Below are 10,771 nucleotides of genomic sequence, written 5' to 3'. Positions count from 1 at the left end.
TTCGGTCTCTTGTTTGCCATTCGTGGTCCTCCGTTTCCTAAACATAACGGTGGACCAGTTCAGTTGGGGAGGCTCAGGTGGTCGCCACCTTCCGCCAACCCTTTGATCTCTTGGCGAAAACTACGGCAATTGCCACCCGTTCAGATGCGCGCAGCGACCAAATTTCCTCGAAAAACGAGATTTGGCTGGGGTGGTAGGAATCCTTGCCCTCCGATGAAACCTAAGAGCTTTTCCGACCAGTGACCGAAACTGGGGCGGTTTCGGGGGCATTCGCTAGGCTCTGCGACGGGCGGAATGGAGCGTCAGGGTCCATAGCTAACGATTTTTACATCAGAGAGTAGTTCTAACAAAATATGGCTAGGGTTCCTCGTACTAACTTAATAGTTTCAATGCTATGCAAAACAATACCGGTGAGCTCTTTCTAGGTTACCGGCCATCTATTCTTGAAGGTTCAGATGTAATGTGTGGTATAGCTGGTTGGATTGGTACGCCGAGGCTTCCTCCGGAAACTCTGGAAGTAATGTGCGAAAAGATAGCCCATCGCGGTCCAGATGGTCATGGTGAGGTTTTCCTACCGCACGCAGGCGGAGGAACTGCCGCTCTTGGACACAGGCGCCTCTCTATAATCGACCTTCCAGGTGGGGGTCAGCCAATGAAAAGTCATGACGGCCGATATACTGTCATATTCAACGGTGAAATCTATAATTTTGAAGAATTGCGCGCCCGACTGGTGACCCGCGGTGCCAGATTCCAAACAGTGTCAGACACGGAAGTCATTCTAGAAGCCTTTCGTGCATGGGGACTTGATTGCTTTGCCGAATTTCGCGGCATGTTCGCGATGGCAATTCATGATTCTAGCAATCGTGAAGTTGTGATCGCGCGCGATCCCTTCGGAAAAAAACCGCTCTTCTATTCACACGGGAACGACATATCCGGTTCCTACTTTGTATTTGCTTCGGAAATTTCGGCTCTCCTTCAAAACCCGTTGGTAAGGCGTCAGTTAAACGTTTCAGCTTTGTGGAAATTCCTTCAATGGCGATATTGCCCCGGCCCCGAAACGTTCTTTGAAGGTATCCTTAAGCTGCCTCCTGCCAGCTATGTGGTCGTAGGCCGCGACCGACATCGGATCGTTAGGTATTGGAAACCTCCCGAGGAACCTGTTCTAGAGTCACTTAAGCAGGAAGACGCGATAGAAGAGTTTCTGGAGATATTTGACGAGGCTCTGAGGATCAGGCTTCGAGCCGATGTTCCACTCGGTGCCTTCTTGTCCAGCGGATTGGATTCGTCCTCGATCGTTGCTTCTCTGGCTCATCTCGGAGCATCAAACATCCGAACATATTCAATTGGTTACAGAGGGGACCCTGCATCCGAACTCGCCGAGGCCGCCGAAACCGCTGCGGCGCTAGGCGCAAAGCACACAGCTATTGAATTCGACGATACAGATATCTTAGGTCTGATGCCCAAACTCAGCCGTCATCAGGCAAGCCCGCTGGCCGAAGCCGCGTCCCTTCCGATTTATTTAATGTCCCGGGAAGCCTCGAAAAATGTTAAGGTTGTCCTGTCGGGCGAAGGCGTGGACGAGGTTTTTGGCGGCTACCCGAAGCATCGAGTCGAGACCATCCTGGGAGGTTGGTCTCAGCCGCTAATTAAGTCAGTGGGTTCAGCAGTGCTTTGTGCCACAGCGCTATCGCCTAACCTGATGCGGCGGGCACGGATAGCAGCGCGAGCTTTATCAGCCAGTAGTTTTGAGAATCGGATGATTGCTTGGTTCGGGGCCTTTAATGTATCCGAGAGACAGAAATTGTGGAAAGGCAGGATACCAATAACCTTTACATCCCAAGTTCCATTTTCGACGATGAGCGGGGCAACTCCCCTGCAACGTGTGCTGCATTTTGATCAAAGCTCATGGTTGCCAGACAACCTTTTGGAACGGATGGATTTGATGACCATGGCTGCATCGCTGGAAGCAAGAGCACCATTCATGGACATCAATCTCGCGGAATTCGCGGCGACTCTTCCTGATGATTGGAAGATTAAGGGATCTGCTACAAAACGGATAGTACGGAAAGCCTTGGGTCCACGTCTGCCGAAGGCGGTTCTTCGCAGGCCTAAGAACGGGTTCCGTCTACCTGTGGCAGCTTGGTTCCGTGGGCAACTTCGCGAGCAGTTCAACGATCTTGTTCTTGGGCCGAGTTCGATCTGCAGTGGATATCTAGAAACTACGTTACTCGCGAACATCGAACGCGAACATTTTGAGTCACGTGTTAACCACGACAAATCGCTTTGGGCGCTCTACGCTCTCGAGATCTTTCTTAGAGAATTCTTTGAATGAACGCATAGAATCTTTTCTCAGTCAAAATCCCTAACCAAAATACGCATCGAAATTTGTTTGCATGCGTTCTTGCCTAAACGAAGCGAATGGTTGTCGCCGTGGGGATGGCGGAAGAAGAAGTGATCAACTAACATCAATGTCGAATCCGTAAACTGGGGTTGTTAACCCATGCAACGCGTCTCAATCATACTACCGTTGTATAAGTCAGAGCGTTACATCCGCGAGACGGTCGCTTCGGTTCTCGCGCAGACTCACACCCACTGGGAACTGATTGTTGTCGATGACGGCAGTCCCGACAATAGCGGGGACATATGTCGCAGCTTCTCGGACTCTCGGATTAGGGTCTTCACGCGCGAAAATACAGGGCCATGCCGCTCGCGAAACTTTGGTATTAGCCAGGCCACTGGTGACTTCATAGGTTTCATAGACCATGACGACATCTGGCTGCCCGAGAAGCTTGAGAAACACATCGAACACCTGAATCGTCGCCTTGAGGTGGGCATCAGCTATGGACCTAGCGAATTCATCGACGTGAACGGAAAGACGCTGGGCCTCTTTCAAGTGCCGAAACTTACCGGAATCGATCCCCGCGAAATTTTATGCCGAAACCCAATTGGAAATGGATCGGTGCCGGTAATCCGCTACGAGGTTTTTCAAGACATCAAATTCGAGGTGGAACGAGATGGACGGCGCGAGATAATGTATTTCGATGACGAGGCCGCACGCTGGGAGGATGTCGAGCTCTGGGTGCGCATAGCGACGCAGACTGGCTGGCTTTTCGAAGGCATTCCCGAAAGATTGACTTTGTACCGGATTGTGCCTGACGGAATTGCAGGCACTCCGGACACCAAGCAGGCTGCGTTCCAGAACGGGTTGAAGCGGGTGCGGAGATACGCGCCCAAATTGGTGTCGCAATATGGCACGGCGGCGCGCGCCTATCACTTGCGGTACCTTGCTCGCCGATTGATCGAGGCGGGCAACGGCAAGGAAGCGGTTTCTTATATCAACCAGGCGCTGAATTGCTTCCCTAGGATATTTATCGAAGACCCGCGTCGCACACTAATAACTCTGAGCGCAGCATATGCACTTTTTTTTCTCCCGAGGCGGATCTACGATCCGCTGCAGGTCGCCGCAGTTACGCTTCTTGGGCGGTTGCAGAAACGGCAAGTTGAATGAACGACAGTTTTCGCTGGGGATTGTTGGGCGCAGGAGCCGTCGCCAGGAACTTCGGTCGGTCCGTTGGGCAGCTGCCCGGCCATGCGGTCGAAGCCGTTGCTTCGCGAAGCTCCTCGCGGGCCAAGGCCATAGCGAGGGAACTAGGCTCAATACGCAACCTTGCTAACTATGCTGAGCTTGCTACTGATCCTAAGATTGATGCAATTTATGTGGCGACGCCCGCCGCTCTCCATTTCAAGCACGTTTCGTTGGCGCTCAAGGCAGGAAAACCAGTTCTCTGTGAAAAACCATTCACGGTTACAGCGGGCCAAGCTCGAGAGTTGGCGGCGCTCGCCGAACGATGCGACACATTCTGCATGGAGGCGATGTGGATGCGGTTCATCCCCGCTATCCGCGCTCTAAAAATGCGCATCGCATCAGGTGAAATCGGCGAGGTTAGGATGCTTCACGCTGAATTGGGATTTTCGGTCCCCTACGATCCTGAGAGCCGGAACTATGACAGGACAATCGGGGGTGGCGCACTACTTGACCTCGGTATCTATCCCCTTTCGCTGGCCTATTATCTGTTTGGTCGGCCAGAGGCCGGACAGATGCTCGTAGGAAATGCGCCAAACGGGGTGGACGCGCGCGCTACGATCACATTGCGATTTCCTTCGGGTTCATTGGCTTCGCTTTCGTGCGGCTTCGATCAGCGGTTGAGGAACCGGGCGCTTGTGACCGGTACGGCGGGGAGCTTTGAACTCGATGCGCCGCTTTATGCGCCCGAGAGGCTTTTACTCACAAGATCGCTGCAACCTGATTCCGGAGTGCTGAAGATTGAGCCAGACAGTCTCTTAGATCGAATGAGCCGCACTAACCCAATACTCATTCGCCTTCGCCGCCGCTACGCACCCCTTCTGCGCCAGCTCATCCGTCGTGAGCGTTCGACGCAGAGTTACCCGTTTTCCGGGTTCGGATATCAATTCGAAGCTGCTGAGGTCGCACGCTGTGTTCGCGCTGGGATTCTCGAAAGCCCGGTCATGCCGCTCTCAGAGTCTGTGGAAATCGTGGAATGTCTCGAAAGGCTGCGTTCTGACGGCTGTTTTGGAAATACTGCTTAATAACGCGAATTGAGCCGGGCTAATTAAGGCTGTCTTGGCGGCGAACCGAGAGAGCTGCGTTGGTTTCGGCAACTTCCCAATTTTTACTGAACCCCAGATCGCTAGGGTCAGGACCCATTGATTTCCGTTTTGCGGCGTGATTCACGGTTCAAAAACGAGCGGTGAACATGTCTGATCTTTTCTGGCTTACGGACGCGCAAATGGCGCGTCTGGAGCCCTTCTTCCCGAAGCCCCACGGCAAGCTGCGCGTCGATGACAGGCGTGTGTTGAGTGGGATTATCTTCATCAATCGCAATGGTTTGCGGTGGCGGGATGCCCCTGCTGCCTATGGACCGCACAAGACACTGTACAATCGATGGAAACGGTGGAGCGACAAGGGCATCTTCGCGCGAATGATGGCTGTCCTGGCCGCCGAGCACGGCGAACAGAAGACTGTGATGATCGACGCGACCTATCTGAAGGCTCACCGGACAGCGACCAGCATGGGCGTCAAAAAGGGGGGCGTGGACGCCTGATTGGCCGAACCAAGGGCGGCATGAACACCAAGCTGCAAGCCATCTGCGACAGTCAGGGACGCCCGCTGTACCTGTTTATAACCGCAGGACAGGTCAGCGACTACATCGGTGCTCGGGCTCTGTTCAGCGGCATACCGAATATCGATTGGATACTCGGAGATCGCGGATACGATGCCGATTGGTTCCGAGAAGCGTTGAAAGACAAAGGGATACGCGCCTGTATCCCCGGTCGGAAGCAGCGCAAGACAACGGTAAAGTACGACAAGCGCCGATACAAACGCCGCAACCGGATCGAGATCATGTTTGGCAGGCTCAAGGATTGGCGCCGTGTGGCAACCCGTTACGACAGGTGCCCGAAGGTCTTCCTCTCAGCAATCGCCCTCGCAGCTCTCGTCATCTATTGGCTATGAGTCCTGACCCTAAGGCTATTTCAGTCTCGCCAACGGATGCCCGGTCTGGCGTTTGGCGGCACCCATTTCGATGCGAGTAATAACCACTTTGTCATAAGCGGCGCAGAGAAAGCGTTACTTAAAATGAGAGGATGCACAGCAACTTTGAAGTTAGGCAGTGAGAAACGATTTTTTGAAACAACAAGGTTTTCGTTCCAGAAGTGTATGTCGGCGGAACCCTATGAACTGCCCGTGCGGCAGTACAGCGATGCTGAAATCAGTCGAAAACTTATCGCGCTATGGTTCTGAGCCTAAAATTGTTGTCCTATCTTTCAATTACAAGTCATATTTGTTGTAGGATTCCTTCCGCCATGTTTGCGAAACGCGATCAAGCGAATGCAGCCAGTACTGTTTCGATCATTATCGTAAACTGGAATACATGTAAGGTTTTACATGATTGCCTTGCGTCGATTATCGATCAGACTACTCTTCCTTATGAGATCATCGTGGTCGACAACGCATCTACGGATGGCTCGATCGAAATGGTGCGGCGTTTTTTTCCGGGCGTTTACCTGATCGCAAATACGGACAACAGGGGTTTTGCTGCCGCCAATAATCAGGGGCTAAGCAAAGCCACCGGTGAGAAAGTCCTGCTTTTAAATCCCGATACGATCATTCTAGATGGCGCAATCGACGTGATGTGCGCTTGGCTTGATGCCCACGAGGATGTTGGCTGTGTTGGATGTCAAGTACTTGAAGACCAAAATACGATACAGCCCACTGGCTTTGCCGATCTTGGACCTTTAAACCTTGCACTGATCGAATTCGGTCTCTTTCGGATGGCCCCTTGCAACCCTTGGTTCGGTCGCCCCGAATATGGCTGGTGGGACCGTACCAGCACTCGTGATGTCGATGTGGTTTCGGGTATGTTCATGCTGCTTCCGCGCCGCGTTTTGGATGATGTTGGGTTACTTGACGAGGCCTTCTTTATCTACGCTGAAGAGGCCGATTGGTGTCGACGCATCCGCAACGCAGGATGGCGCTGCGTTTTCACTCCCGAGGCACGAATACTGCATCTCGAAGGCGGGTCAAAAAGCACTTCACAGGTCAAGTCTCGCATGTATGTACAACTACATAAAAGCAAAATGATCTACGTGCGTAAGCATTACGGTAGGGTCGGGGCGCTCTGCGCGCGCGCAGTTTTCCTAGGTAGCGCGATAATTCGCGGGGGCGTTTTCGGAGTGATTTCGTTGGCCCGCTCAACCCCTGAAAGTAGAGCCAATTTAAGACTGAATTTTGTCGCCATCCGTTTCCACTTGTTTGGGCAGGAACCAGCCACGTGAAAATGAATGGGAATCTTACCCGGCCTCTCTCGCTCGAATGCGTTGAGTCGTCGCTTTATGAGCAAGCCTTGAAGGAGGGATGGGATACACTCGTCTCACTTACTGGAGCCGAGGTCTATTTCCTGACCGAATGGCAGGCGGCTTGGTGGCAGCATTATGGGCCCAGTTTTTCTAGAAGCCGCAAACCTGTTAATTACATTCTGCGGGATCGTGACCAAATCGTCGGCATTCTACCATTCTGTGTTGAGACTATTTGGAGCCCAGTTGGGCCGATGAGAGTTGCCCGTTTGGCTGGAGTGGACTACTATTTTGCAGTGATGAACCTCCCGATTGTTGCCGGGTATGAAAACGCGGTACTTCGAGCAGTTTCTGATCATCTGAAGCAAGAGATAAGCTGCTCGGCAATTAGTCTGTCGCCCCTTTCAGAGCGATCGTCGCAGCTTGAAGCTATTCGCGACATGGAAACAAATAGCGCGACGATTTCGTTGCTTAGAGACCAAACTGATCGTGGTCATACGTTGATGGATTTGCCCGAGAACCGAGATGGCTTCATTGCGGCACTATCGAAGAGCCGCCGTCGAGAGATACGGCGGGATATCAAGCGTCTGATCCAGAATGCGCCGCTTCGGAATATCACCTCGAACTCCGACACGATCGACATTATGATGGATCGGCTCATCGAACTGCACACGAAACAGTGGCAAGAAGCTGGAAAAGGTGGGCATTTCTCGGACTGGCTGCCTGCAGCAGAGTTCTATCGTACACTGCTTCTGCGTCTGGCCCCGGACAAACACGCTGCTATTGACGAGCAATGGCAAGGTGACGCCCTGCTGTCGAGCCAGTTGAGCTTTTCTTCTGGCAACAAGGCTTATTGGTGGCTTAACGCTCGCGCCATCGGTCCCCGGTTCAAGAAGGTTGCTTTGGGTCGCGTCGGCCTGGTGGAACGTGCGGGGGAACTAATTGATGCGGGCATTCAATTGGTCGAAGCTGGGGCTGGAGAATACGATTACAAACTCAGTTATGGCGGCGAATTGGTCCCCATCCACAGCCTAGTCCTTACCGGTGCCGGCTCTGTCGCGCGCCTTCGGGCTAGTGTGTTTCTGCTTTGGGTGGACGCGATCCACCTGTTCTACTTCAATCTCTGGTTTCTGAGAATCCGACCGCGTCTTGGCATCCGCCCCCAGGCTCTTTGGAGTGTTTGGATACGAACAAGGCTTTAAACGTAGCACATTGTTCCATCACCTTGTAGGAGGCTGTAATCAGATTGTTATGCATTTTATCGTGTTACACGCGGAGCTCTCCACATCTTGCAGAAAATTAAGATCCGTTAACTATATGGTTGGCATGCGCTGTTGTGAGGGCAGCCGTTGATGCGAGGAGTATCGAAGGCAGCAAAACTGCACATCACGCTCACTGCCGGTGCCACCCATCAAAACTGAGAGAACCCCTGCATCTAAATAAAGAAGTAACTGCAGGAGTATGATCCATGAAATACCTGTCTGCCCTCGGCGTTCTCGTCGGGGGTTTTCTTTTGCACCCACCACCCAAGGCTGTCCTGACGACGATGCTCTGGGTGATTGCTCGTTCTCACCCCGCTGTCTCGGCGCTGGTTCTGCTGGCGGTCCTCTGGACGTGGAAACACGGAGGCGATGATGACTGAGCTTGAGTTGAACCCCGGTGACGTCGTGGTCGTCTGCGCCTTCGATGACGTCCCTGAACATCTGTTCCGTGTAGACGAGGTGTTCGAAGACTGCGTGACCGGCTTTGCTGTCACCGGCCCTCTGGCTGGTACCTACGGCGAACCGGACCGGGAGATGATCGTCAGACGCGTCTCCACTGACTGAACCCAACCCAAATCCTAAATCTGAAAGGAGGAGACTCATGTCTGCTCACATTCGCTATGCCTATCTGAAGGGCCATACGTGGCTCTACCGACGCAACTATCCCGTTGACGTCGCTCTCGCGCTGGGCGCTCAGGCGCTGAAGCAAAGCCTCAAGACCGGTGACCGTAACACCGCCCGCGTTCGTGCCGCTGAAGTCAATGCCCGGTTTGAAACACTGGTGGAGCAAGTTCGGGGCAAGGCAGAGGAAGCCCTGTCTGGCACGGAGAGCAACGCTAACGTTCCTGATTGGGTCGACCAACCAGAATCGTCTCTCGTCCGTCTCCGGGCCACTCTGGGGGACTCTGGATGCAATCTGGATGGCCCTGCCTTCACCCGACCCGTCGCACCGGTAAAGGTGGTGATCCGGGACCTGAGCCGCGCCTATCTCGCCGGGCGCAGTAGTCAACTGCGACCCAGCGGGTTCAAGTCGGTCCGATACTCCGTCGGGCTGTTCACGAGCCGATATGGTGACCGATCGGTTTGCAGTCTGACGCGGGCGGAGGGGCGAGAGTTCCTGACGGCAATAGCCCAACTGTCCCCGATGATCGGCAAGTCGGAACGGACCCGGGGGTTAACCCTGGACCAACTCGTTACCTACTCGTCCCGAGGGTCGTTGACGATAACCGCCAGAACCCAGCGGCGTATCTGGTCACAGGTCAATCACTTCCTCGACTGGGTGGTCTACGAGGGGCATCTGGAGGTCAATCCGTTCCGGACGGTACCCTTCGACCGGAAGGTGCGCCCTCAACCCTATGCGGTTCCGACCGACGATGAGGTCTCCAGACTTCTGGCGGCGCGTGATCCTGAGCTTCATTCCGTGCTGCTGGCCTGCCTGTTGACTGGAATGCGAGCGGGGGAAGCGGTCGGGCTGCTCCGGGAAGACCTCGTGGCCAAGGGCAACCTCGGCTGCTTCGTGCATGTTCGACCCAACGAACTGCGTCTGCTGAAGACCGACGCGGCAGAGCGACTGGTTCCGGTGCACCCCGTGCTGGATGAGACCTTCCGGCAACTGCCTAGCCATGGCCCTCTGTTCCCTGACCTGACCGTAGCTCACGTCACCAAGGGGTTTGCGAGACTACGGCGAAGGCTGAATCTGGAGAAACCGGGTCTGGTGTTTCACTCGACCCGCAAGTGGTTCATCACCCAATGCGAACGAACAGGTGTTCCTGAGCACTTCACCGCCTCTCTGGTCGGGCACAAATCGGCTCGATCGGAAAACGGGATTACCTACGGCATCTACTCAGCGGGCATCAGCGACGAGCAACGCCGGTCGATCGTCGATCAGATAAGACTGCCGACATGAGCTTCCCGGACATTGATGCGTTTGAGGAACGGGCCGCTATCGCTGAATACGATGGCGGGTGCACCCGTAAGGCAGCGGAAGATCTGGCTGCTCAAGCTCAGGGGTTCCGTGACGCTGAAGCCTACTGGCAGTGGTTGGCTGACTATGTCGTCAACCGGAGACCACCCTCGTAAACCTATCCCTCGGCGGCCCTTAGCGGGTTGCCGGGGGATCACCTTGACATTTTTTTCTTGCCGCTTCGAAATTACGCGGCGAGAATGAGATGGAAAATACCGATATTTTAGCTGTTTACGTAGTTGAGTTAAGAGGTTTGCGATGAAGGTTAGTGGGATAGCGGACGATACCGGCGAGGCGGTCTCTCAGGAAATATCTGATGTTTCCGCCGAAGAGTTGCAGTCATTGGCATCATTGGGCTTATCGTCTGGAGAGCTGAAGGCAAAGATCGACAATTTGGCGGTCTCGGCTGATGCGAAGGCGCTTTTGTTTCAGGTCGCCACGAAGGTAATCCGAGTGGGAGAGACAGTCATCAAAATCGGCCAAAAGATTCTTGAAACGGTTCTCGAAATCATCAAAGCCTATCCGAATACAAGCTTCGGAGTTGTATTTGGAGCGATTGCAGGAACTCTAGTAAGTTCAATTCCAGTGATTGGATGGTGTCCGTCGTCAGGGATTTTGGGACAGATGGCGCTCTGATCTAAGAGAGGATGTGGCTCATCTGGTTGGATTGATT

The 10,771-nt window shown here is 53.8% G+C and carries 11 protein-coding genes; all 11 read left to right on the top strand.

Translation table 11 applies throughout. The annotated features are described in order from the left end of the window. Window positions 1-520: 520 nt before the first annotated feature. The 11 genes from asnB to AC2FLO_RS21190 all read left to right on the top strand — a co-directional run bounded on the left by asnB (window position 521) and on the right by AC2FLO_RS21190 (window position 10,734). Window positions 521-2,332 carry an asparagine synthase (glutamine-hydrolyzing) gene (asnB, locus tag AC2FLO_RS21240; protein ID WP_496755201.1) on the top strand — a complete coding sequence of 604 codons (1,812 nt, stop codon included), beginning with the start codon at window positions 521-523 and terminating at the stop codon, window positions 2,330-2,332. Between the two features lie 168 nt (window positions 2,333-2,500). Beyond that, a complete protein-coding gene (locus AC2FLO_RS21235; RefSeq protein ID WP_496755184.1) occupies window positions 2,501-3,508 on the top strand; it encodes a glycosyltransferase family 2 protein in 1,008 nt (335 codons plus the stop codon). Then, entirely contained in the window at window positions 3,505-4,608 is a 1,104-nt protein-coding gene (locus tag AC2FLO_RS21230; protein ID WP_496755186.1) for a Gfo/Idh/MocA family protein, read from the top strand. Before AC2FLO_RS21235 ends, AC2FLO_RS21230 begins: the two co-directional genes overlap by 4 nt. 167 nt (window positions 4,609-4,775) lie before the next feature. Further along, window positions 4,776-5,533, top strand: a protein-coding gene (locus AC2FLO_RS21225; RefSeq protein ID WP_496755187.1) for an IS5 family transposase whose coding sequence is annotated in 2 segments (ribosomal slippage) — window positions 4,776-5,097 and window positions 5,097-5,533 — 759 coding nt in all. Because the reading frame shifts where the segments join, the coding sequence is not laid out codon by codon here. Between the two features lie 350 nt (window positions 5,534-5,883). Next, the gene (locus tag AC2FLO_RS21220) at window positions 5,884-6,855 is read left to right on the top strand and encodes a glycosyltransferase family 2 protein (RefSeq protein WP_496755189.1); all 972 of its coding nucleotides are present in this window, start codon (window positions 5,884-5,886) and stop codon (window positions 6,853-6,855) included. Window positions 6,856-6,857: 2 nt separating this feature from the next. Next, complete coding sequence (locus tag AC2FLO_RS21215) at window positions 6,858-8,075, top strand: GNAT family N-acetyltransferase (protein ID WP_496755203.1); 1,218 nt, start codon at window positions 6,858-6,860, stop codon at window positions 8,073-8,075. 266 nt (window positions 8,076-8,341) lie between these two features. Beyond that, window positions 8,342-8,515, top strand: coding sequence for a hypothetical protein (locus AC2FLO_RS21210; RefSeq protein WP_496755191.1), 174 nt, complete (start codon window positions 8,342-8,344; stop codon window positions 8,513-8,515). Continuing rightward, window positions 8,508-8,699, top strand: coding sequence for a hypothetical protein (locus AC2FLO_RS21205; protein WP_496755192.1), 192 nt, complete (start codon window positions 8,508-8,510; stop codon window positions 8,697-8,699). The genes AC2FLO_RS21210 and AC2FLO_RS21205 overlap by 8 nt, the downstream gene beginning before the upstream one ends. Window positions 8,700-8,736: 37 nt before the next feature. Continuing rightward, window positions 8,737-10,041, top strand: a complete 1,305-nt coding sequence (locus AC2FLO_RS21200; protein WP_496755194.1) for a DUF6538 domain-containing protein — start codon at window positions 8,737-8,739, stop codon at window positions 10,039-10,041. After that, window positions 10,038-10,214, top strand: a complete 177-nt coding sequence (locus tag AC2FLO_RS21195) for a hypothetical protein (protein WP_496755196.1) — start codon at window positions 10,038-10,040, stop codon at window positions 10,212-10,214. Before AC2FLO_RS21200 ends, AC2FLO_RS21195 begins: the two co-directional genes overlap by 4 nt. Before the next feature lie 142 nt (window positions 10,215-10,356). Next, window positions 10,357-10,734, top strand: coding sequence for a hypothetical protein (locus tag AC2FLO_RS21190; RefSeq protein WP_496811749.1), 378 nt, complete (start codon window positions 10,357-10,359; stop codon window positions 10,732-10,734). The last annotated feature ends 37 nt before the right edge of the window (window positions 10,735-10,771 follow it).

It is taken from the genome of Ruegeria sp. TASC047 (assembly GCF_059612445.1).
Note: the sequence above shows the minus strand (reverse complement) of the source record. Positions and strands in the feature narration are given on the sequence as shown.

What these genes read in the sequence shown, in the direction of transcription:
- asnB (WP_496755201.1), top strand. Translation starts at nt 521, where the DNA reads ATGTGCGAAAAGATAGCCCATCGCGGTCCAGATGGTCATGGTGAGGTT.
- AC2FLO_RS21235 (WP_496755184.1), top strand. Translation starts at nt 2,501, where the DNA reads ATGCAACGCGTCTCAATCATACTACCGTTGTATAAGTCAGAGCGTTAC.
- AC2FLO_RS21230 (WP_496755186.1), top strand. Translation starts at nt 3,505, where the DNA reads ATGAACGACAGTTTTCGCTGGGGATTGTTGGGCGCAGGAGCCGTCGCC.
- AC2FLO_RS21220 (WP_496755189.1), top strand. Translation starts at nt 5,884, where the DNA reads ATGTTTGCGAAACGCGATCAAGCGAATGCAGCCAGTACTGTTTCGATC.
- AC2FLO_RS21215 (WP_496755203.1), top strand. Translation starts at nt 6,858, where the DNA reads ATGAATGGGAATCTTACCCGGCCTCTCTCGCTCGAATGCGTTGAGTCG.
- AC2FLO_RS21210 (WP_496755191.1), top strand. Translation starts at nt 8,342, where the DNA reads ATGAAATACCTGTCTGCCCTCGGCGTTCTCGTCGGGGGTTTTCTTTTG.
- AC2FLO_RS21205 (WP_496755192.1), top strand. Translation starts at nt 8,508, where the DNA reads ATGACTGAGCTTGAGTTGAACCCCGGTGACGTCGTGGTCGTCTGCGCC.
- AC2FLO_RS21200 (WP_496755194.1), top strand. Translation starts at nt 8,737, where the DNA reads ATGTCTGCTCACATTCGCTATGCCTATCTGAAGGGCCATACGTGGCTC.
- AC2FLO_RS21195 (WP_496755196.1), top strand. Translation starts at nt 10,038, where the DNA reads ATGAGCTTCCCGGACATTGATGCGTTTGAGGAACGGGCCGCTATCGCT.
- AC2FLO_RS21190 (WP_496811749.1), top strand. Translation starts at nt 10,357, where the DNA reads ATGAAGGTTAGTGGGATAGCGGACGATACCGGCGAGGCGGTCTCTCAG.